This is a genomic window from Streptomyces sp. NPDC104202, from assembly GCF_055584185.1.
Genome location: NZ_JBVJMN010000074.1, coordinates 1 through 20844 on the forward strand (window position 1 = coordinate 1; position 20844 = coordinate 20844).

At 74.8% G+C, this 20844-nt stretch carries 19 protein-coding genes; 13 read left to right on the top strand and 6 right to left on the bottom strand.

Annotated features, from left to right (window positions below):
• Positions 1 to 92: 92 nt before the first annotated feature.
• Entirely contained in the window at positions 93 to 290 is a 198-nt protein-coding gene (locus ACZ60W_RS32710) for a helix-turn-helix transcriptional regulator (RefSeq protein ID WP_469759026.1), read from the bottom strand.
• Between the two features lie 317 nt (positions 291 to 607).
• On the bottom strand, positions 608 to 1552 hold the full coding sequence (locus tag ACZ60W_RS32715; protein WP_469759027.1) for a sugar phosphate isomerase/epimerase family protein: 945 nt from the start codon (positions 1550 to 1552) through the stop codon (positions 608 to 610).
• A 170-nt stretch (positions 1553 to 1722) separates the two neighbouring features.
• Between ACZ60W_RS32715 and iolC the strand changes: the two genes are divergently transcribed.
• Genes iolC through mmsA form a run of 4 tightly spaced genes read left to right on the top strand, consistent with a single transcriptional unit; the run spans position 1723 to position 6884 of the window.
• Positions 1723 to 2670 carry a 5-dehydro-2-deoxygluconokinase gene (iolC, locus tag ACZ60W_RS32720; protein WP_469759057.1) on the top strand — a complete coding sequence of 316 codons (948 nt, stop codon included), beginning with the start codon at positions 1723 to 1725 and terminating at the stop codon, positions 2668 to 2670.
• Positions 2671 to 2680: 10 nt separating this feature from the next.
• Positions 2681 to 3505, top strand: a complete 825-nt coding sequence (iolB, locus tag ACZ60W_RS32725; protein ID WP_469759028.1) for a 5-deoxy-glucuronate isomerase — start codon at positions 2681 to 2683, stop codon at positions 3503 to 3505.
• A complete protein-coding gene (gene iolD, locus ACZ60W_RS32730) occupies positions 3502 to 5367 on the top strand; it encodes a 3D-(3,5/4)-trihydroxycyclohexane-1,2-dione acylhydrolase (decyclizing) (RefSeq protein ID WP_469759029.1) in 1866 nt (621 codons plus the stop codon). Before iolB ends, iolD begins: the two co-directional genes overlap by 4 nt.
• Before the next feature lie 14 nt (positions 5368 to 5381).
• Entirely contained in the window at positions 5382 to 6884 is a 1503-nt protein-coding gene (gene mmsA, locus ACZ60W_RS32735; protein ID WP_469759030.1) for a CoA-acylating methylmalonate-semialdehyde dehydrogenase, read from the top strand.
• A 76-nt stretch (positions 6885 to 6960) separates the two neighbouring features.
• Here the strand turns inward: mmsA and ACZ60W_RS32740 are convergent, their stop codons facing one another.
• On the bottom strand, positions 6961 to 7380 hold the full coding sequence (locus ACZ60W_RS32740; RefSeq protein WP_469759031.1) for a GNAT family N-acetyltransferase: 420 nt from the start codon (positions 7378 to 7380) through the stop codon (positions 6961 to 6963).
• A 144-nt stretch (positions 7381 to 7524) separates the two neighbouring features.
• On the opposite strand from ACZ60W_RS32740, the gene ACZ60W_RS32745 reads away from it, so the two are divergent.
• Complete coding sequence (locus ACZ60W_RS32745) at positions 7525 to 10161, top strand: alpha/beta fold hydrolase (RefSeq protein WP_469759032.1); 2637 nt, start codon at positions 7525 to 7527, stop codon at positions 10159 to 10161.
• Complete coding sequence (locus tag ACZ60W_RS32750) at positions 10158 to 11033, top strand: ABC transporter permease (protein ID WP_469759033.1); 876 nt, start codon at positions 10158 to 10160, stop codon at positions 11031 to 11033. Before ACZ60W_RS32745 ends, ACZ60W_RS32750 begins: the two co-directional genes overlap by 4 nt.
• A 27-nt stretch (positions 11034 to 11060) precedes the next feature.
• On the opposite strand, the gene ACZ60W_RS32755 is transcribed toward ACZ60W_RS32750, so the two are convergent.
• Positions 11061 to 11780 carry a helix-turn-helix domain-containing protein gene (locus ACZ60W_RS32755; protein ID WP_469759034.1) on the bottom strand — a complete coding sequence of 240 codons (720 nt, stop codon included), beginning with the start codon at positions 11778 to 11780 and terminating at the stop codon, positions 11061 to 11063.
• A gap of 213 nt (positions 11781 to 11993) precedes the next feature.
• On the opposite strand from ACZ60W_RS32755, the gene ACZ60W_RS32760 reads away from it, so the two are divergent.
• The 4 genes from ACZ60W_RS32760 (at position 11994) to ACZ60W_RS32775 (ending at position 17755) form a co-directional block, all read left to right on the top strand.
• Positions 11994 to 13598 (top strand): vWA domain-containing protein, encoded by a 1605-nt coding sequence (locus ACZ60W_RS32760; RefSeq protein ID WP_469759035.1) that lies wholly within the window; start codon positions 11994 to 11996, stop codon positions 13596 to 13598.
• A gap of 108 nt (positions 13599 to 13706) precedes the next feature.
• Positions 13707 to 14177, top strand: a complete 471-nt coding sequence (locus ACZ60W_RS32765) for an anthrone oxygenase family protein (protein WP_469759036.1) — start codon at positions 13707 to 13709, stop codon at positions 14175 to 14177.
• A 495-nt stretch (positions 14178 to 14672) separates the two neighbouring features.
• Positions 14673 to 15578 (top strand): AfsR/SARP family transcriptional regulator, encoded by a 906-nt coding sequence (locus ACZ60W_RS32770; protein ID WP_469759037.1) that lies wholly within the window; start codon positions 14673 to 14675, stop codon positions 15576 to 15578.
• Positions 15579 to 15721: 143 nt separating this feature from the next.
• The gene (locus tag ACZ60W_RS32775) at positions 15722 to 17755 is read left to right on the top strand and encodes a helix-turn-helix domain-containing protein (RefSeq protein WP_469759038.1); all 2034 of its coding nucleotides are present in this window, start codon (positions 15722 to 15724) and stop codon (positions 17753 to 17755) included.
• A gap of 114 nt (positions 17756 to 17869) precedes the next feature.
• Here ACZ60W_RS32775 and ACZ60W_RS32780 read toward each other — a convergent pair whose 3' ends face one another.
• The gene (locus ACZ60W_RS32780) at positions 17870 to 19129 is read right to left on the bottom strand and encodes an IS701 family transposase (protein WP_469759039.1); all 1260 of its coding nucleotides are present in this window, start codon (positions 19127 to 19129) and stop codon (positions 17870 to 17872) included.
• 391 nt (positions 19130 to 19520) lie between these two features.
• Between ACZ60W_RS32780 and crcB (ACZ60W_RS32785) the strand changes: the two genes are divergently transcribed.
• Together crcB (ACZ60W_RS32785) and crcB (ACZ60W_RS32790) are read left to right on the top strand one after the other, a co-directional pair.
• Entirely contained in the window at positions 19521 to 19943 is a 423-nt protein-coding gene (gene crcB / locus ACZ60W_RS32785) for a fluoride efflux transporter CrcB (RefSeq protein ID WP_469759040.1), read from the top strand.
• A 34-nt stretch (positions 19944 to 19977) separates the two neighbouring features.
• Complete coding sequence (gene crcB / locus ACZ60W_RS32790; RefSeq protein ID WP_469759041.1) at positions 19978 to 20331, top strand: fluoride efflux transporter CrcB; 354 nt, start codon at positions 19978 to 19980, stop codon at positions 20329 to 20331.
• Positions 20332 to 20583: 252 nt separating this feature from the next.
• On the opposite strand, the gene ACZ60W_RS32795 is transcribed toward crcB (ACZ60W_RS32790), so the two are convergent.
• On the bottom strand, positions 20584 to 20727 hold the full coding sequence (locus tag ACZ60W_RS32795; protein ID WP_469759042.1) for a hypothetical protein: 144 nt from the start codon (positions 20725 to 20727) through the stop codon (positions 20584 to 20586).
• Between the two features lie 21 nt (positions 20728 to 20748).
• Here ACZ60W_RS32795 and kdpF point away from each other — a divergent pair, with 21 nt between their 5' ends.
• Entirely contained in the window at positions 20749 to 20838 is a 90-nt protein-coding gene (kdpF, locus tag ACZ60W_RS32800) for a K(+)-transporting ATPase subunit F (protein WP_033204243.1), read from the top strand.
• Positions 20839 to 20844 lie beyond the last annotated feature (6 nt).

Consider the following 20844-nt stretch of genomic DNA (forward strand, 5'->3'; position numbering starts at 1 on the left):
GGGGGCCGGCCCCCCCCCCCCCCCCACACCCACGCCCCCCCCCCCCCCCCCCCCCCCCCCCCCCCCCCCCCCCCCACCGGCGCGCGACGGGGTCAGTCGCGCCGGGCCCGGTTGCCGGGCCTGCTCGCCACCCAGACGCGGATCGTGTCCGCGTACCAGTAGGGCTTGCCCGACTCCACCCGGTCGGGCGGGGGCAGCAGTCCGTGCTTCCGGTAGGAGCGGACCGTGTCCGGCTGCACCCGGATGTGCGCCGCGATGTCCTTGTACGACCAGAGACTTCTGTCCGTCATGCCGGTACCTCTCCCTGCGCACCGCGCAGCGGCGGCAGGGGGTGCCGTTCGGGGGCGCTGCGGGCGGGCGTTGGCGTCGATCTGCCTGTGCCCCCTGCAACGACCTCTCCCTTCAGGAGGAGAGCGGCTGTCGAGCGCCTGTGACGCAAAACCCGCGTAACGGAGATATGCGTGACAACGGAGGGACCTGTGTGACGGAAGCGGCACATCGGGTCGACGGTGTGTCCCCGTGCGTCACCCCTGGTCACACCGGTATGCGCCGGGCCGCGCGCCGGTCGGGCGCCGAGCGGGCCCCGCGAGCGGCGCCGCCGGAGCCGTCACACGCCGCAGGAGCGGAGGAAGTGCCGGGTCCGCAGCGCGATCGGGTACGGCACGTCCGGCTCGCAGGGGTACATGTCCTGCTCGACGATGGCGAAGAGGTCCACGTCCAGGGCGGCCGCGGCGGCCAGCACCGGTTCGAGGGCGGGCACCCCGGAGGGCGGCTCGCACATCACGCCCCGCGCCACCGCCGGCCCGAACGGCACCCCCTCGGCCACCACCCCGGCCAGCACCGCGGGGTCGACCTGCTTCAGGTGCAGATAGCCGATCCGCTCGCCGTAGGTCTCGATCAGCTTGACGCTGTCGCCGCCCGCGTACGCGTAGTGCCCGGTGTCCAGACACAGGGCGACGTCCCGCGGGTCGGTCGCGTCCAGGAAGCGCGTGACGCTCTCCTCGCCGTCCAGATGGGTGTCGGCGTGCGGATGGACGACGATCCGCAGCCCGTACCGCTCCCTCACCTCCCGGCCCAGTCGCTCGGTCAGCCCGGTGAGGTCCCGCCACTGGGCCGCGGTCAGCACCGGCTCCTCCAGGACCTCGCCCGTCCGGTCGTCCCGCCAGAAGGCCGGGATGACCACCAGATGGCCGGCGCCCATCGCGGCCGCGAGGGCCGCGTTCTCGGCGACGTGCGCCCAGGTGCGCTCCCAGACGTCCGGGCCGTGGTGGAGCCCGGTGAACACCGTGCCCGCCGACACCCGCAGCCCGCGCCGCGAGGTCTCCTCCGCCAGGACCGCCGGATCGGTGGGCAGATAGCCGTACGGGCCGAGCTCGACCCACTCGTACCCGGCGCCCGACACCTCGTCGAGGAAGCGCTGCCAGGGCACCTGCCGCGGATCGTCGGGGAACCACACGCCCCAGGAGTCCGGAGCGGAACCGACGCGGATGCGGGACGCCTCCGGCGACGGGCGGGACGGCTGTGACGGTGACGGTTTCCACGGCTTCGTCATGACTGCCACCTTGGCCGCGGCCCGCGAGCACCGTCAAGCGGGCCGCACGTCCGAATGTCCGGACATGTCGTTGACACGCCTCCGCGCGGACGACTAGACCTGGACGCGGGGCCGAGGGCGGCCGCGGCGAGAGGTGGCGCGTGGAGACGGAGCCGTACGAGCTGATCACCATGGGACGCCTCGGCGTGGACCTGTACCCGCTCACCAGCGGCGTCGGGCTCGACCGCGTCGAGCGCTTCGGCAGGTTCCTCGGCGGCTCCCCGGCGAACGTGGCCGTCGCCGCCGCCCGGCTCGGCCGGCGCACCGCGCTCGTCTCCCGCACCGGCGCCGACCCCTTCGGGACCTTCCTCCGCCGCGAGCTGGCGGAGTTCGGCGTGGACGGCCGGTGGGTCACCGAGGTCGGCGCGTACCCCACCCCCGTCACCTTCTGCGCCCTCTTCCCGCCGGACGACTTCCCGCTCTACTTCTACCGCCGTCCCCAGGCCCCCGACCTGGAGATCCACCCGCACGAACTCGACCTCGACGCCCTCCGCGCCGCCCGGGTCTTCTGGGCGACCGGCACCGGCCTGTGCGCCGAACCCAGCCGCACCGCGACCCTGGAGGCGCTGCGCGCCCGCTCCGGGCGGGAGACGACCGTCCTCGACCTGGACTGGCGGCCGATGTTCTGGACGGACCCGGCCGAGGCCCGCCCCCACTACGCCGAGGCCCTGCGGCACGCCACCGTCGCCGTCGGCAACCTCGACGAGTGCGAGGTGGCGACCGGCGAACGCGATCCGGACGCCGCCGCCCGCGCGCTGCTCGCCCGCGGCGCGGTCCGGCTCGCCGTCGTCAAGCAGGGCCCCCGGGGCGTCCTCGCGCTCGCCGCCGACGGCACCCGCGCCGAGGTGCCGCCGCTGCCGGTGGAGGTCGTCAACGGCCTGGGCGCGGGCGACGCGTTCGGCGGCGCCCTGGTCCACGGCCTGCTCGCCGGCTGGGACCTGGAGCGGACCCTGCGCCACGCCAACGCCGCCGGGGCCGTCGTCGCGGGCCGGCTCCCCTGCTCGTCCGCCATGCCCGACGCCGCCGAGATCGCCGAGGCCCTCGCCTCCGGCACGGGAACGATCCCGCGGAAGGGGTAGGGATCCGCGCATGAGCCCCGACCGACCCCCCTCGCTCCACCTGCCCGCCGGGACCGCCGCCGACGGCCCGTACACGCTCCTCGTCGACCCGGCGAGGGCCGGCTGGAGCCACGCCGCCCTGCGGGTCCTCACCCTCGGACCCGGGGAGACGCACGCGTTCGACAGCGGAGAAGACGAATGGGTCGTGCTTCCCCTCGCCGGTGCCTGTAGCGTGCGCGTCGACGGCGAGATCCTCGAACTCCGTGGCCGCGCGAGCGTGTTCGACGGCGTGACCGACTTCGCCTACGTACCGCGCGACGCCCACGCCCAGATCGCCTCCGGCGCGGGAGGCCGCTTCGCTTTGGCAGGAGCGAAGTGCGAGCGACGACTCCCCGCCCGCTACGGCCCCGCGCCGGAGGTTCCCGTCGAGACGCGGGGCACCGGCAACCGTGCCCGCAGCGTGCGGAACTTCGCCTCCGCCGACGCCTTCGCCTGCGACCGGCTCATCGCCGTCGAGGTCCTCACGCCCGGCGGCAACTGGTCCTCCTACCCGCCGCACAAGCACGACGAGCACCGGCCCGGCGCCGAGTCCGTCCTGGAGGAGATCTACTACTACGAGATCGCCGGCCCGCACGGTCTCGCCTACCAGCGGATCACCCCCTCCCGGCCGGGCGGCGCGGAACTGCTCGCCGAGGTCCGGCACGGCGACGCCGTCCTCGTCCCCGACGGCTGGCACGGCCCCTCCATCGCCCAGCCGGGCCACGACCTGTACTACCTCAACGTCATGGCCGGCCCCGGCCCCCGGCGGGAGTGGAAGATCTGCTTCCACCCGGACCACACGGAGGGATACGCATGAGCATCCGGCTCACCGTCGCCCAGGCGCTCGTCCGCTTCCTCGCCGCCCAGTACACCGAGCGCGACGGCGAACGGCACCGGCTGATCGCCGCCACCTGGGGCATCTTCGGCCACGGCAACGTCGCCGGGATCGGCCAGGCGCTCGTCGAGGACCCCGCGCCCATGCCCTTCCACCAGGGCCGCAACGAACAGGCCATGGTCCACGCGGCCGTCGGCTACGCCCGCCAGTCCCGCCGGCTCTCCGCGCACGCCGTCACCACCTCCATCGGCCCCGGCGCCACCAACCTCGTCACCGGCGCCGCCCTCGCCACCGTCAACCACCTGCCCGTCCTGCTGCTGCCCGGCGACACCTTCGCCACCCGCCCCGCCGACCCCGTGCTCCAGCAGCTCCAGCTCCGCCACGCGGGCGACGTCTCCGTCAACGACTGCCTGCGCCCCGTCTCGGTCTACTTCGACCGGATCGGCCGCCCCGAGGCCCTGATCCCGGCCGCGCTCGCCGCGATGCGGGTCCTCGCCGACCCCGTGGAGACCGGCGCCGTCACCCTCGCGCTGCCCCAGGACGTCCAGGCGGAGGCGTACGACTGGCCGGAGGAGTTCCTCGCCGAACGGACCTGGACGGTCCGCCGCCCCCGCCCCGACGCCGCCGAACTCGCCGCCGCCGCCCGGGCGGTCAGGGCCGCGGAACGCCCGCTGATCGTCGCCGGCGGCGGCGTCCGGTTCAGCGGCGCCGAGGACGCCCTGCGCGCCCTCGCCGAACGGACCGGCATCCCCGTCGCCACCACCCAGGCCGGCAAGGGCGTCCTGCCCTGGGACCACCCCCTGGAGACCGGCGGCATCGGCCACACCGGCAGCTCCACCGCGAACGACCTGGCCGCCGCCGCCGACCTGGTCCTCGGCGTCGGCACCCGGTACACCGACTTCACCACCGCCTCCGGCACCCTCTTCCCCGAGGGCGCCCGCTTCGTCAACCTCAACATCGCCGGCTTCGACGCCCACAAGCTCGGCGCGCTCACCCTCGTCGCCGACGCCCGCGAGGGACTCGCCGCGCTCGCCGGTGCCCTCGACGGCCACCGGCGGGAGCCGGACGGACGGATCGCCTCCGGCAAGCGGGAGTGGCAGCGGCGGGTCGACACCGCGTACGCCGCCCCCGACGACGACGGCGCCCGCCCCACCCAGACCCAGGTCCTCGGCGCACTCGACACTCTGGTCGACGGCTCCGACATCCTGATCAACGCCGCCGGCTCCCTCCCGGGCGACCTCCACCGGCTCTGGCGGACCCGCTCCACCGACCAGTACCACGTCGAGTACGGCTACTCCTGCATGGGATACGAGATCCCCGCCGCCCTCGGCGTGCTCCTCGCCGCGCCCGGCCGGCCCGTCTGGGCCCTCGTCGGCGACGGGACGTACCTGATGAACCCCACCGAAATCGTCACCGCCGTCCAGGAACGGCTGCCCCTGCGGCTGGTCGTCCTGCAGAACCACGGCTACGCGTCGATCGGCGGCCTCTCCGAGGCCGTCGGCGCCGAGCGGTACGGCACCGACTACCGCCACCGGGACCCGGACGGCGGCTTCACCGGACCCCCGCTCCCCGTCGACCTCGGCGCCAACGCCGCCTCCCTCGGCATGCGGGTGCTCCGCCCCCACACCGTCCGTGACCTGCGAGAAGCCCTCGCCGAGGCGCGGAGCGCGACCGTTCCCACATGTGTCTACGTCGAGACCGAAACGCCAGACACAGTGTCGGGCCCGCCCCCGGCCCAGGCGTGGTGGGATGTGCCCGTGGCCGAGACGTCGACGCGCCCGTCGGCGGTCAAGGCCCGCGAGGAGTACGACCGGCACGTCACCGCCCGACGCCGCCATCTCTGAAGGAGTAACTCGTCATGACGAAGACCGTCCACCACTGGATCGGTGGCAAGACCGTCGAGGGCACGTCGGGCAACTGGGGCCCGGTCACCGACCCGGCCACCGGCGCCGTGACCACGCAGGTCGCCCTCGCCTCCGTCGACGAGGTCGACGCCGCCGTCGCCGCCGCGAAGGCCGCCTTCGCGACCTGGGGCACCTCCTCGCTCGCCCAGCGCACCACCATCCTCTTCGCGTTCCGCGCGCTCCTCGACGCCAACCGCGACGCCATCGCCGAGCTGATCGTCGCCGAGCACGGCAAGGTGCACTCCGACGCGCTCGGCGAGGTCGCCCGCGGCCTGGAGATCGTCGACCTGGCCTGCGGCATCACCACCCAGCTCAAGGGCGAGCTCTCCACCCAGGTGTCGAACCGGGTCGACGTCGCCTCGATCCGCCAGCCCGTCGGCGTCGTCGCCGGCATCACGCCCTTCAACTTCCCGGCCATGGTGCCGATGTGGATGTTCCCGATCGCCATCGCGACCGGCAACACCTTCATCCTCAAGCCGAGCGAGAAGGACCCGTCGCCCTCCCTGAAGATCGCCGAACTGCTCGCCGAGGCGGGCCTCCCGGACGGCGTCTTCAACGTCCTGCACGGCGACAAGGTGGCCGTCGACCGGCTCCTGGAGCACCCGGACGTCTCCGCGATCTCCTTCGTCGGCTCCACCCCGATCGCCCGGTACATCCACACCACCGCCTCCGCCAACGGCAAGCGCGTCCAGGCGCTCGGCGGCGCCAAGAACCACATGCTGGTCCTCCCGGACGCCGACCTCGACGCGGCGGCCGACGCGGCCGTCTCGGCGGCCTACGGCTCCGCCGGCGAGCGCTGCATGGCGATCTCCGCGGTCGTGGCCGTCGGCTCCGTCGGCGACGAGCTGGTCGGGAAGATCCGCGAGCGCGCCGAGAAGATCAAGATCGGCCCCGGCACGGACCCCACCTCCGAGATGGGCCCGCTCATCACGGCCGTCCACCGCGACAAGGTCGCCTCCTACGTCCACGGCGCCGCCGCCGAGGGCTGCGAGGTCGTCCTGGACGGCACCGGCTACACCGTCGAGGGCCACGAGAACGGCCACTGGATCGGCCTGTCCCTGCTGGACCACGTCCCCACCACCGCCAAGGCCTACCAGGACGAGATCTTCGGCCCGGTCCTCTGCGTGCTGCGCGCCGAGACCTACGAGGAGGGCCTCGCCCTCATCAACGCCTCGCCGTTCGGCAACGGCACCGCCATCTTCACCCGCGACGGCGGCGCCGCCCGCCGCTTCCAGCTGGAGGTCGAGGCCGGCATGGTCGGCGTCAACGTGCCGATCCCGGTGCCCGTGGGCTACCACTCCTTCGGCGGCTGGAAGGACTCGCTCTTCGGCGACCACCACATCTACGGCAACGACGGCGTGCACTTCTACACCCGCGGCAAGGTCGTCACCACCCGCTGGCCGGACCCGGCCGAGGGCCCGACCGGCGTCGACCTGGGCTTCCCGCGCAACCACTGACGGGTCCCACCCGCGCTCGGCCCCCGGGGTGCTGACAGCCCGCCCCGGGGGCCGTCCCCGTTCCCGGCGCCGCCCCTCACCCCTCCGCGAAGGTCCAGCCGAGCATCGCGAAGACCCCCTCGTCCGCCGCCCCCGCCGCGCGGTACGTGGCGAGGGCCGCGTCGTTGTCGGTGTCCACCGGCACCCACGCGCCCCGGCAGCCCCGTGCCCGCGCCTCCGCCACCAGCGCCGCCGTCAGCGCCCGGCCGATCCCGCGCCGCCGGTGGCCCTCGTCCACCCCCAGCTCGTACAGGCACATCTCGACGCCCTTGTCCGGGTGGACCATCTCGATCCCGGACACGAACCCCGCCGGGACGCCGTCCGCCGCGTACGCGATCAGCATCAGGTGACCGCCCGCCGCCAGGAACCGCTCGGCCCACTCCCGCCGCGCCGGACCGTCGTACAGGTGCTCCGCCGCGACCAGCTCGGCCGCCGTCGTCGCCCGCCGGATCTCCATCCCGCACCTCCCGCCGCGCGCACCCCCGGGTGCGCGTACCGCGCCCGCGGTACGCGGACCGTAGCGCGTACGACTCCAGGAGGCCGCCGAATTCCCCCTCGGGAGCGCCGCGACCGGGCCGCCGTCCCGCCTAGGCTCGACACCATGCGACTCCGAATCCCCCGGTGGGCCGCGGTCACCGCCGCGCTCGCCGTCCTCGCGGGCGCCGGCACCTGGACCGCCGCCGCCTCGGACGATCCACCGCCCGTGCACCGCGCGGACCGGGTCCTGTCCGTCGACGGGGCACGGCTCGACACCTCGTACTTCACCGGCGACGGCACCGGGCGACGGCCCGCGGTCCTCCTCGGACACGGCTTCGGCGGCTCCAAGGACGACGTCCGCGCCCAGGCGGAAGGGCTCGCCCGCGACGGCTACGCCGTCCTGACCTGGTCCGCCCGCGGCTTCGGCGCCTCGACCGGCGAGATCGGCCTCAACGACCCCGCCCACGAGGTCCAGGACGTCCGGAAGCTGATCGACTGGCTCGCCGCCCGCCCCGAGGTCCTCCTCGACAAGCCCGGCGACCCCCGCGTCGGCGTCACCGGCGCCTCCTACGGCGGCGCGATCTCGCTCCTCGCCGCCGGCCACGACGCCCGCGTCGACGCGATCGCCCCCCAGATCACCTACTGGAACCTCGCCGACGCGCTCTTCCCCGAGGGCGTCTTCAAGAAGCTCTGGGCCGGGATCTTCTTCTCGACGGGCCAGCGGCCCGGCGAGGCCGCCGACGGCTGCGGCCGGTTCACCGACGAGCTCTGCGCCCTCTACCAGCGGGTCGCCGTCGCCGGGAAGCCCGACGCCGCCGCCCGCGCCCTCCTGGAGGCCCGCAGCCCGTCCGCCGTCGGCGACCGCGTCAAGGTGCCAGCCCTCCTCGTCCAGGGCCAGACCGACTCCCTCTTCACCCTCGCCCAGTCCGACGCCATGGCCCGCGCCCTCACCGCCAACGGCGCCCCCGTCGCCGTCGACTGGATCGCCGGCGGCCACGACGGCGGCGACCGGGAGACCGAGCGCGTCGAGCGCCGGATCGGCACCTGGTTCGACCGCTGGCTCAAGCGGGACGCCTCCACCGACGCCGGGCCCGCCTTCCGGGTCAGCCGCACCGGCGGGGTCGACTCCACCGACGGGCGGGCCACCCTGCGCGCCGCGACCGCCGACCGCTACCCCGGACTCACCTCCGGCGCCACCACCGTCCCCCTGGCCGGCCCGCCGCAGACCTTCGCCAACCCGGCGGGCGCGGCCCCGCCGGCCGTCTCGGCGGTCCCCGGCCTCGGCGGCGGCATCTCCGGCCTCTCCTCCCTCGGGGTCGGCCTCTCGCTGGACTTCCCCGGCCAGTACGCCCGCTTCGACGCGAAGCCCCGGACCGAGGCCGTCCGGATCACCGGCATGCCCACCGTCCGCGTCAAGGTGACCTCCACCGCCGCCGACGGCTCGGCCGTCCTCTTCGCCAAGGTGTACGACGTCGGGCCCGACGGGCGGCAGCAGGTGCTGCCCGCCCAGCTCGTCGCCCCCGTCCGCGTCGACGGCGCCCGCGCCGGGCGCACCCTCACCCTGACCCTGCCCGCCGTCGACCACGAGGTGGAGGCCGGGCACCGGCTGCGGCTGGTCCTGTCCGCCACCGACCTCGGCTACGCCTCACCGACGGTGCCGGCCGCCTACACCGTCGCCGTCGAGGGCCCGCTCACCGTCCCCACCGCGCCCGGCCTCGCCACCCAGGCCGCCGCGCTGCCCTGGTGGGTGTGGGGCCTGCCGCTCCTCGGCCTGGCCGCGGCGGCGGCCCTGCTGCTCACCGCGCGCCGCAGGTCCGCGGCCCCGGCGCCCGACCCGGCGCTCGCCGTCGTCCCCCTGCAGATCACCGGGCTGTCCAAGAAGTACAAGGGCGGCGACCGGTACAGCGTCCAGGACCTCTCCTTCCGGGTCGAGCAGGGCCAGGTCCTCGGCCTGCTCGGGCCGAACGGCGCCGGCAAGACGACGACGCTGCGCATGCTGATGGGCCTGATCACCCCCGACGAGGGCGAGATCAGGGTCTTCGGGCAGGCGATCAGGCCCGGCGCCCCGGTCCTCTCCCGGGTCGGCGCGTTCGTCGAGGGCGCCGGCTTCCTGCCGCACCTCTCGGGCCGGGAGAACCTGGACCTGTACTGGAAGGCCACCGGCCGGCCCGCCGAGGACGCCCACATCGACGAGGCCCTGCGGATCGCGAACCTGGGCGGCGCCCTCGAACGCGCCGTGCGGACCTACTCCCAGGGCATGCGGCAGCGCCTCGCGCTCGCCCAGGCCATGCTGGGATTGCCGGACCTGCTGATCCTGGACGAGCCCACCAACGGGCTCGACCCGCCGCAGATCCGCGAGATGCGCGAGGTGATGATCCGGTACGCGGCCGGGGGCCGCACCGTCATCGTCTCCAGCCACCTCCTCGCCGAGGTCGAGCAGTCCTGCACCCACCTCGTCGTCATGGACCGGGGTCGGCTGGTGCAGGCCGGGCCGGTCGCCGAGATCACCGGCTCGGGCGACACCCTGCTGGTGACCCTGGCCGGGGAGATCGACGACGCGCTCGTCGAGAAGGCCGCCGCCCTGCCCGGCGTCGGCTCCGCCACCCGCGCCGACGGCGGACTCCTGGTCCGCCTCGACGGCGCCGACGCGACCGCCCTCATCGGCGAACTCGTCCGCCTGGACGTGCCGCTGACCGGGGTCGGGCCGCACCGGCGCCTGGAGGACGCGTTCCTGACCCTGATCGGAGGAGGATCCGCATGAGCACCACCGGCACCCTTCCGGGCGCGGCGGAGTCCGCCCCCGGCTACCGGGCGGGCCGCACCCTGCCGCTGCGCGTCGAGGCCCTGCGCCAGTGGAAGCGGCGGCGCACCCTGGTGATGGGCGGCATCCTCGTCGCCCTGCCGTTCATCCTGGTCGCCGCCTTCGCGATCGGCGGCCCGGCGGACGGCGGCGGCGACAACCGGATCACCCTGATGGACACGGCGACGGCCTCCGGCGCGAACTTCGCGGCGACCTGTCTGTTCGTCTCGGCCGGGTTCCTCCTCGTCGTTCCCGTGGCGCTGTTCTGCGGGGACACGGTCGCCTCCGAGGCGAGCTGGTCCTCACTGCGCTATCTGCTGGCGGCGCCGGTGCCGCGGTCGCGGCTGCTGGCCTCCAAGCTGGCGGTGGCGCTCGCGTACAGCGCGGCCGCGATGGTCCTCCTTCCGCTGGTGGCGCTCGCCGTCGGCACGGTCGCCTACGGCTGGGGGCCGCTGCGGCTGCCGACCGGCGGCTCGGTGGACGCCGGTGACGCGCTGTTCCGGCTCGCGGTCGCCGTCGCGTTCGTCTTCGCCTCCCAGCTGGTCACGGCGGGGCTCGCCTTCTGGCTCTCCACCCGGACCGACGCCCCGCTCGGCGCGGTGGGCGGGGCCGTCGGCCTCACGATCGTCGGCAACGTCCTGGACGCCGTCACGGCGCTCGGCGACTGGCGCGATTTCCTGCCCGCCCACTGGCAGTTCGCCTGGATCGACGCGCTCCAGCCCCAGCTGGAATGGGGCGGGATGATCAAGGGAACGGCGATCTCGGTGACGTACGCCCTGGTGCTCTTCGCCCTCGCCTTCCGCGGATTCGCCCGCAAGGACATCGTGTCGTAGGCCCGGTCGATCACCCCCGGGGGTCTGTCACACCCACCCCCTCCGAGCCGCTTCCGCGCCCGCGCGGAAGCGGCTCGTCGTGCCCAGGGCGGCCATCAGCTCGCCGACCCGGCGGCTGTAGGTCCGCGCCGACATGCCGAGCCGGGCCGCGGCCGTCTCGTCGGTGACCCCCGACAGGAGGGCGTCGAGGACCGGCCGCAGCTGGGGCGGCAGGTCGCCCGGAGGGGGCGGGGGCTGCGGCAGCGAGGTCAGCTCCTCGGCCGCGGCCCAACTGACGTGGTGGGTGCGGACGAGGGCCTGGACCACCACCGGGTCGCGGATCAGGAGCAGTCCGTTGTAGAGCAGCTCCAGATCGAGCGGGACCGCCGCCACCGTGCGGTCGACGACGATCATCTTGAAGGGGATCGCCTCGGCGAGGCGGGCCCGGCCGGGGAGCCGGAGCCCCCCTTCGATCCGCCGCCGCGCGTGCTTCGGCACGATCCGTCTGACCTCGGCGGCCCGCTCGGCCGCGGCCCGCATGCACGCTCCCGCCAGCTCCAGGAACGGCCCGGGGATGGCGCAGCCCGCGGACGCGACCGGGTCGTCGAAGGTCAACAGCTCGTACCGGGTGGAGGCGGCCAGCCCGGCGAGCGCGGCGCTGATGCTCCGCGCACCCCGGACCGGGCGCCCCGCGGGCCGCTGTCCCTCGGCCGCGGCCCGGTTCATCGCCGAACGGGCGAGCATCACGGAGCCCGCGCTCTCTGCCACCGCTGACCACCCCCGCCCGATCGATGTCCACTCCATGTACGCATGTGACTGCACACGGTGACAACCCCTGTTGAGAAGGATGGCGAATCCATGCCACCGCGGTGTGCCGCCGCCTCCGTTGCCGCATCGAGATCCATCCGCAACTCCTTCGACTGCTCCCACGGCGCCCCGCGAACGTCACATTCACAAGTGCCGTACGAAGAGGGGGATGTCATGGAACGTCAGAACGCACGGCCGGCCCGGCGCCGCGGTGCCCGGTTCCCGGCCGTGATCGCCGGGGTCCTCGCGGCCGGACTGGCCGTCAGCGGCTGCGGCGCGGGCGACGGCGGCAGCGCCGACAGGAGCACGCGGGAGGGCGGCAGGACCGCCCCGGCGGCTCCCGACGGCGGCCGCGGCGCCGGCACCGGGGCGCCCCGGGAGGACGGGCAGCGGGCTCCGTCGCCGGCCCCCGACTACCTGTCCACCTTCGCCCTGGACGTCGACACCGCCTCGTACGGCTACGCCCGCCGCACGCTCGCCGAGGGGCGGCTGCCCGAGCCGACGAGCGTGCGGCCCGAGGAGTTCGTCAACAGCTTCCGCCCCGACTACCCGCGCCCCGCGGACGACGGCTTCAGCGTGACCCTCGACGGGGCCCGCACCGGGGAGGACGGCTGGTCCCTGGTCCGGGTCGGCCTCGCCACCCGCGGCGCGGACCGGGGCGCCGGACGCCCGCCCGCCGCACTGACGTTCGTGGTGGACGTGTCGGGCTCGATGGACGAGCCGGGCCGGCTCGACCTGGTCAAGGAGTCCCTGGGGCTGCTGGCCGACCAGCTGCGGGAGGACGACTCGATCGCGCTCGTCACCTTCAGCTCGGAGGCCGAGACGCTGCTGCCGATGACCCGGGTCGGGGCGGCCCGCGGCCGGATCCACGAGGTGGTGGATTCGCTGGGGACGGGCTCGTCGACCAATGTCGAGGCGGGCGTGCGCACCGGGTACGACGTGGCCGTCGCCGGGCGTCGCGCGGGCGCCACCAACCGGGTCGTGCTGCTCTCCGACGCGCTCGCCAACACCGGGGCGACCGAGGCGGAGACGATCCTCGCGCGGATCGAGGAGGAACGCAGGGAGTACGGGATCACCCTCTTCGGCGTCGGGGTGGGCAGCGAGTACGGCGACGCCTTCATGGAGCGGCTGGCCGACCGGGGCGACGGCCAGACGACGTACGTCGCCGACTCGGCGCAGGCCCGGAAGGTCTTCGTCGACCAGCTGCCCGCCCACGTGGAGCTGCGGGCCCGCGACGCGAAGGCGCAGGTGGCCTTCGACCGGCGGACCGTCGAGAAGTTCCGGCTGATCGGCTACGAGAACCGGGCCGTCGCCGACGAGGACTTCCGCGACGACCGGGTGGACGGCGGGGAGGTCGGCGCCGGGCACACCGTCACCGCGCTGTACGCGGTGAAGACCCGGGCCGGGGCGAGCGGCCCGGTGGCCACCGCCACGGTCCGCTGGCTCGACCCGGCGACGCGCGCGCCGCACGAGCGGTCCGGCACGGTCGCCACGGGCGCGCTGGCCGCGGGCCTCTGGGACGCGGGGCACGACAGCCTGCAGCTGACGGCGGTCACGGCCTACTTCGCGGACGCGCTGCGCGGCGGCGACCTGCCCGGCGATCCGGGGCTCCGGGCGCTCGCGGAGCGCGCCGACGCCATCGCCGGGCGGTCGGGTTCGGCGGTGGTCCGGGAGCTGGCCACGGCGGTCCGGCAGGCGCAGCGGCTCCTCCCGGACTGGCGCGGCGGCCAGACGCCTTCGGGGGAGGGCGAGTTGAGGTCGGGAGATCCGTACAGCTGAGCCGTCCGCCGGCCCGGGACCCCGGGCCGGCGGACGGCTCGTACGGATGTGCGGGCAACCCGCCCGTACCACCGGCGCGGGGGCGGGCGGCGGGGTCAGAATGGCCGCATGGCCACCCTGCTGCTCGCCCTCGCCGTCGGTTGCACCGGTCTCTACGCCGGATTCATGCTGATCTTCCAGACCGGGATCATGCCCGCCCTCGCCCGGCTGACGGACGCGGAGTTCGTCCCGGCGATGCGCCGGATCAACGAGTACGTCCCGAAGCCCCTGTTCCTCACCGTCTTCCTCGGGGTCGTCGCCTTCCCCGCCGCCGCCTTCCTCGTGCCCGCCGACGGGCGCACGGACGCCCAGAAGTGGCTCGTCCTGGCGGGGCTCGTGTGCGCGGCCCTCAACCACGCGGTCACCGTCGCCGGCAACGTCCCGCTCAACGTGGCGCTGGCCGCCCCGGAGGGGAGCGCCGGGGACGACCCGGCGACGGTCCGGGCCGCCTTCGAGAACCGCTGGAACCTCTTCCACCGCGTCCGGACGGCCCTCGTCACCGTCGCGTTCGGCCTGCTCACCGCCGCGGCGGTGCTCTAGGGCCTGTCGTCACCATCCCCTCTGCCCCGCGACGCCTGGCACGCGCTCTCGCCGCGCCGGGTGAAAGCGCGAGTACGTCCAGTACGAGCACTTCCACCCGGCACACCGAGAGCACGCACCAGACGCCGCAGGGCCGCCCTTCGGGCAACGAGGGGATTTTGACGACAGGCCCTAGGGGACGTCTCGGGGTCCTCGCGAACCGTACCCCCGCGTCGGTTTCTGGCCGGAACTCGCGGTTACCGGCAGCTCCGCGGTCCGCGAGGACCCCCGGAAAGCGTACCCCTGAGTCCGGAAACAGTCTTCGGGTGGGTACAGGTCTGCGCCAATGACGAAAACTTGACGCTTCAAAACCCCCATAAAGGGGGTGAATCACCCCGATATCCCGGTTCGGTATTCCGTACCCTCCGGTTTCTTATTGACATGCCTACGGGGGTCTTTTCTAATCATCGGGAGGTCATCCCTGCGCTGACACCGCACAGGCACTGAGGGGGCAAGGTGGACGTCCGGATCCTGGGGGGACTGTCGGTACGCGAGAACGGGGTGTCGATCACCCCGACGGCGGCCGCGCCCCGGCAGCTGCTCGCCCTGCTCACGGCCAGCGCCGACCAGGTCGTGCCCGTGACGGTCCTCATGGAGGAGCTGTGGCCGTCCGGCGCCCCCCGCGCCGCCCGCGCCGAACTGCAGGCACACATAGCCGAGTTGCGCACCCTCATCGCGGGCGCCCTGCGCGCCGCCGAACCCGCCGAGCCGCGTCCCGGCTGGTCGGAGCGGCGCAGCGCCGACGCCGTCCTCGTCGCCCAGCCCGGCGGCTACCGGCTCGACACCGGCGGCGGCGTCCACGACGTCTGGCAGTTCGAGCGCGCGGCCGGCGCCGGCTACCGCGCCATGGAGGCGGGCGACCTCCCCCGCGCCGCACTCCGCCTCGGCGAGGCCCTCGCCCTGTGGCGCGGCGACCCCTACGCGGGCGTCGCCGCCGGCCCCCGCCTCCGCAGGGAGATCGAACGCCTGGAGACCTCCCGGCTCAGCGTCCTCGACCAGTGGGTCGAGGCCCAGCTCGGCCTCGGCCGGCACGCCGAACTCGTCTCCGAGCTCACCGGACTCGTCGCCCGCTACCGCACCAACGAACCGCTGCACGCCCACCTCATGGTCGCCCTGCTGCGCTGCGGCCACCACGACGAGGCCCTCGCCGTCTACGAACGGCTGCGCGGCGCGCTCACCGGCGAGAGCGGCATGGAGCCCTCCGCGCGACTGCGCCGCCTCCACCGCTCGGTCCTCGCCGTCCGCCACACCGCGGGCCGGCCCGCGTACACCCTCCGGACCCCCGCCGCCTACGGCGCCCGGATCCCCGCGCAGTACTCCCCGGTACGCTCACGTCTCGTCCCGGCGGTCCCCGTCGGCTGACACGGCGGCCGGACCGGCCGCTCCGCGCGGGAATGAAGTGCGACAAGTCACCGTTGACCGACTCCCGAAGCCGAATTAACTTCGGCGAGCAGTACGGGTTTCCTCCGAGGTGCCCGATTTCGCTCGACTACGGGGGTGGGGCCATGACCAAGCACGGCGCGGACGGAGCAGCCGGTGCCGACGCGCTGCTCACGGTCCTCGAACTGGTCGCCGGACAGGCACCGCCGGAGCGCTTCGAGGCCCTCCTCGACGACGCCCGCCGGACCGGCCTCGACGGCGACGGACTGGCCCGCCTGGAACGCGCCGTCGCACTGGCCGGCCGCGTCCACACCGGCCGCGAGCGCGACGCCCGCCGTGAGGCCGGCCTCGCCGCCCTCACCGACACCGCACGCGACCTCACCTTCTCGTACGACCTCGACAGCCTGCTGCGCGTCATCACCCGCCGCGCCCGCCGGCTCCTCGGCCTCGACCTGGCGTACGTGACCCTGCGCGGCCCGCACGGCGCCTGCTACGTCCACACCACCGAGGGCTCCCGCGCCGGCACCGACCGCACCGGCGGCCCCCGCCTGGTCCCCGGACTCAAGGTCGCCGAGGGATACGGCCTCGGCGGCGCCGTCCAGCTCCACGGCGAACCCGTCTGGACCGCCGACTACCTCGCCGACGAACGCTTCGCCCCCTCCGGCTCGCTCGACGCCGGCGTCCACGCCCCCGCCTTCGACGAGGCCGCCGAAGCCGCCCTGCGCGCCGAGGACCTGCACGCGATGATGGCCGCGCCGCTGCGCAGCGGCGACACCGTCATCGGCGTCCTGCACGGCGCCGACCGGCGGGTCCGCGACCACACCTCCGAGGAGATCGGCCTCCTCGCCGCGCTCGCCGACCTCGCCGCCCTCGCCGTCGACAAGGCCGGACTCCTCGACCGGACCCGGGCCGAGGTCTCCGAACTCGAACGCGACAGCTCCCGGGTGCGCACCAGCCTCACCCGTATGCGGCACGTCAGCGAGACCCACGGCCGGATCATGAACCTCGTCCTGTCCGGCGGCGACCTGTGCAACGTGGCCAAGGCCGCCGCCGACGCGCTCGACGCGACCGTCACCATCCGCGACCAGGGCGGCCGCTGCCTCGCCACCGCCGGCGACCTCCACGGCCTCGACGAGGAGGCCGTCGCGAAGGCGTCCCTCGACGCCCACGCCCGCCGCCGCCCCGTCCTCGCCGACGACGACACCTGGGTCGCCCCCGTCATCGCCGGCTCCGAGGACCTCGGCGGCCTCGTCGTCCGCGCCGCCAGCGGACTCACCGGCGAGGACGAACGCCTCCTCGAACTCGCCGCCCAGGCCGTCGCCTTCCTCCTCCTCATGCGCCGCTCCACCGCCGTCGCCGAGGGCCCCGTCCGCGACGAGCTCCTCGACGACCTCATCGCCGACCCGCCGCACGCGCCGCAGCAGATCGCCCAGCGGGCCCGCCGCCTCGGCGTCGACCTGCGCAAGCCGCACGTCCTCGTGGTCGCCAGGCCCGAGGGCGGCGAGCAGGGCCGGGCCGTCGTGTGGGCCTCCTCGTACGCCTACCGCCTCTCCGGCCTCAAGACCGTGCAGGGCGGCTGCATCGTGCTGCTGCTGCCGGGCATCGACGCCTCCGCCGCGGCCAAGGCCGTCGCCGCCGAACTCTCCCCGCTGCTCGGCCATCCCGTCTCCGTCGCCGCCGCCGGACCCGGGTGGAGCCCCGACGGCGTCGGACGGATGCACCAGGAGGCCGGACGCTGCCTGGACGCCATGAGCGCGCTGGGCGGCACCGGCTCGGCAGCCTCCGTGCAGGACCTGGGCTTCCTGGGGCTGCTGCTCTCCGACGACCACGACGTCGAGGGATTCGTGGAGTCCGCGATCGGCCCGGTGCTCGACTACGACGCCGAACGGCTGACCGACCTCACCCGCACCATGGAGGCGTACTTCGCCTCCGGCGGCAGCCCCACCAACGCGGCCGAGGCGCTGCACGTCCACCCCAACACCGTCTCGCGCCGGCTGGAGCGGATCGGCGAACTCCTCGGACCCGAGTGGCAGAAGCCCGGCCAGGTCCTGGAGGTCCAGCTGGCCCTGCGGCTCCAGCGCACCCGCGAGGTCCTCGCCCAGGGCCGCGCCGCCGCGGACCCGGCCCGGCCCCCGGCCCCCCAGGACCGCCCCGTCTGACCGGCGCCCGGCCCGTGGGGGCGGCCGGGCGCCGGTCGCGGCGGAGGGATCCGCCGGACGGCCGGGACCGGGGGAGCGGTGCCGGCCGCCCGGAAGGGCGGTGGGTCCGGGCGGTCAGCTGGCCGTGCGCCCCGAGCGGTACTCGGCGTCGTAGACCGCCTCCCAGCCGGTGGACAGCACGGTCGCCGCGTGGGCCGCCGAGGCCAGCGTGATGTGCCGGTGCCAGCCGCGGAACGAGCGGCCCACGAAGTCGCGGAGCCCCGCGCCCTCGCCGACCTCGACGAAGTCCCGCTCCACCCGGCGCGCGAGCTTCGTCAGCCGCAGCAGCGAGCCGACGGGCGAGTGGGTGAGATCGCTGACCCACACCCGGGCCGGGGCCCGCCTGGGGTCGTCCCACTCGCCGAGCAGCACCAGCGGACGCATCCGCTCCCCGCCCGGTGCCGGCAGCGCGACCCGGACGGCGGTCGCGAGGGAGGTCCGCGAGGTCCGCGCCCCGGCCACCGTGTCCACCCAGCTCACCGGCCGGCGCAGCCCCTTGAGCGACTCCAGGATCTGCACGGCGGAGAGCGGACCCGCGCCGAAGCCGGGCAGCGAACGGTCGGCGATCGCGAGACGCGAACCCGGGTTGATCCGGGCCACCACCGGCACGCCCGCCGCGGCCAGCCGCGTCAGGGCCGCCCGCCCCGCGCCGCCCCGGATGTCGAGGAGCACCGGCTTGCGGGTGACGTCGGTCCAGCGGGCCGTGTCGAGCGCCGCGGCGACCGCGCACTCCTCCAGGGTCTCCTCGCCGGCCTCCTGGGGGACCTCCGCACGGTCGCGCCGCGTGCGGTCGTTGACCCAGGGGTCCGGCAGGAACAGCCGCCAGTTCACCGGCACGCTCAGCTCGTCGCTGGCGAACCAGACGCCGAACGCCTGCTGCCCGTGGAAGACCTGGCCGCGCTCCGGGTCGAAGCGCCGGTCGACGCCCACCGAGTGCTCGCCGGCCTTCGGGATCGGCATCGGCCGCACCACCCAGGCCTGCGGGCAGCTGTTCCGCTCCAGGTACCGGGCGAGCGCGGCCCGCATGGGCTGCCAGTCCCAGGTGGAGCTGGAGACGAAGTGGTGCAGGCTCTGCTCGGCCGCCGGCCCGCCGATCTGGGCGGCGATGTTCCGGATCGACTTGCGGCCCTGCGCCGTGAGCAGACCGTGCAGGTACTGCTCGGCCTTCAGGCGCTGGTCGCGGCGGGCGAAGCCGGCGAAGAGCGCGCCGCACAGCTCGGCGTGGACGTCGCCGTCCGGACCGGCCGCGCCGGCGGACCGGACGACGCCCAGCGGCGACGCCGGGGTGACGGCCCCCGCGGTGGCCCTGCGCTTGATTGCGACGGATGTACTCACGACACTCCTGCCCGAAGGTTGCGCAGCTCCCTCCCGCTGCTCCACCACCCTCGCCCGGGGCCGCCACCGGGCACGAGGTGTACCCGGCACCCGAATCGGCCGCCGGATGGTGGCCGGACCACCTCCCCCGGCGTCCTCGCAGGTCGGAGCCGTCTCCACGGCCCCCGGGGGAGCCCCGGGGCGGTGCCGGAAACCGCTCGCCGGACATCCCCGCGGTGCCCTCGGGACACCCCCCGGGGGATCTGACAGACTCACCGCACCGCCTTTGACCCGTAGCAGGGAGTGGCCGGACCATCGCAGAGCGAGGCTGCACGGGCCGGGTCCCGGTTAATGCCCCAGGCCGGGATCCGCGCCTGTGCGCCTCGCCTTCACGACCCCGTAACCTGTGGTCATGGAACCGCGCGGTCAGCTGCCCGTCATCGGAGCGGTGGCCGTCGGCGGCGCCCTCGGAGCGTGCGCCCGCTACGGAGCGGCCCTGCTCTGGCCGACCCCCGCCCACGCCTTCCCCTGGACGACCTTCGCGGTCAACACGGCCGGCTGCGCCGCGCTCGGCGTGCTCATGGTCGTCGTCACCGAGGCCGCCACCGCCCCCCACCCGCTGCTGCGTCCGTTCCTCGGCACCGGCTTCTGCGGCGGGTTCACCACCTTCTCGACGTACACCCTGGACACCCAGCGGCTGCTGGCCGCCGGCGACCCGACGCGCGGAGTCCTCTACCTGGCCGGAACCGCGGTGACCGCGCTCGCCGCCGTACGGGCCGGGGTCACCGCGACACGGGCCGTGCGGGCCAGGGCCCGGGCGAGGGCGGGGACATGACGACGACACCACCGGCCGGCCGGGAGGAGCGGGGGTGAACTGGCTGCTCGTCGTGGTCGGGGCCGCCGTCGGCGCGCCCCTGCGCTATCTGACGGACCGGGCCGTCCGGGCCCGGCACGACTCCGTCTTCCCCTGGGGGACCTTCGTCGTCAACGTCGTCGGCTCGTTCGTGCTCGGGCTGCTCACCGGCGTCTCCTCCGCCCGGGTCTCCCTGCTGCTGGGCACGGGGCTGTGCGGGGCGCTGACGACGTACTCCACCTTCTCGTACGAGACGCTCAAGCTGTACGAGGACGGGGCGAAGCGGTACGCGGCGCTCAACGTCGCGGGGAGCCTGGCCGCCGGACTCGGCGCCGTGTGGCTGGGAGTCCGGGCGGCCGGGCTGCTGTGAGCCGGCGGACCGGGCGGCGCACGGAGGCCCGGTCGGCGTGCGGTTGCTGGTCGCGATCACCGGACGGACGCCGTCGCGGTGGACCGTGCCCTCGATGAGGCCGTCCGTCCGGTCGGCCGAGCACCCCGGTCCGTAGGGGTGTCCCGGCTCGAACACCAGCTGCGCTCGCGGCCCCCGGCCATGCTCCGCCGGGGCACGGGGGCGCGGCGTAGGGGAAGCGTCAAGACGGGCGCACACGGCGTCAGGGGGCCGTCAACGGAGGCGGCGGGCGGCGCGAACGGAGGTTTCCTCGTCTCGTCCGAGAATCCGTTCTTCTTCCTGCATCCGGGAGCTCACGATGGCCGACGTGGCCTTCGTCGTCACCACGATCGCGGTCTTCGCGCTGGTGGCCTTCATCGCCAAGGGGGTGGCCAAGCTGTGAGTGCCGAGAACATCGTCGGTCTGCTCGTGGCCGCCGCACTCCTGGGCTACCTCGTCCTCGCCCTCGTCAAGCCCGAGAGGTTCTGAGCGCCG

Bases quoted from the DNA above. Each gene is read 5' to 3' on its own strand.
- ACZ60W_RS32710 (WP_469759026.1), bottom strand. From the start codon at position 290: ATGACGGACAGAAGTCTCTGGTCGTACAAGGACATCGCGGCGCACATC.
- ACZ60W_RS32715 (WP_469759027.1), bottom strand. From the start codon at position 1,552: ATGACGAAGCCGTGGAAACCGTCACCGTCACAGCCGTCCCGCCCGTCG.
- iolC (WP_469759057.1), top strand. From the start codon at position 1,723: ATGGGACGCCTCGGCGTGGACCTGTACCCGCTCACCAGCGGCGTCGGG.
- iolB (WP_469759028.1), top strand. From the start codon at position 2,681: ATGAGCCCCGACCGACCCCCCTCGCTCCACCTGCCCGCCGGGACCGCC.
- iolD (WP_469759029.1), top strand. From the start codon at position 3,502: ATGAGCATCCGGCTCACCGTCGCCCAGGCGCTCGTCCGCTTCCTCGCC.
- mmsA (WP_469759030.1), top strand. From the start codon at position 5,382: ATGACGAAGACCGTCCACCACTGGATCGGTGGCAAGACCGTCGAGGGC.
- ACZ60W_RS32740 (WP_469759031.1), bottom strand. From the start codon at position 7,380: ATGGAGATCCGGCGGGCGACGACGGCGGCCGAGCTGGTCGCGGCGGAG.
- ACZ60W_RS32745 (WP_469759032.1), top strand. From the start codon at position 7,525: ATGCGACTCCGAATCCCCCGGTGGGCCGCGGTCACCGCCGCGCTCGCC.
- ACZ60W_RS32750 (WP_469759033.1), top strand. From the start codon at position 10,158: ATGAGCACCACCGGCACCCTTCCGGGCGCGGCGGAGTCCGCCCCCGGC.
- ACZ60W_RS32760 (WP_469759035.1), top strand. From the start codon at position 11,994: ATGGAACGTCAGAACGCACGGCCGGCCCGGCGCCGCGGTGCCCGGTTC.
- ACZ60W_RS32765 (WP_469759036.1), top strand. From the start codon at position 13,707: ATGGCCACCCTGCTGCTCGCCCTCGCCGTCGGTTGCACCGGTCTCTAC.
- ACZ60W_RS32775 (WP_469759038.1), top strand. From the start codon at position 15,722: ATGACCAAGCACGGCGCGGACGGAGCAGCCGGTGCCGACGCGCTGCTC.
- crcB (WP_469759040.1), top strand. From the start codon at position 19,521: ATGGAACCGCGCGGTCAGCTGCCCGTCATCGGAGCGGTGGCCGTCGGC.
- ACZ60W_RS32795 (WP_469759042.1), bottom strand. From the start codon at position 20,727: ATGAAGGCCACCAGCGCGAAGACCGCGATCGTGGTGACGACGAAGGCC.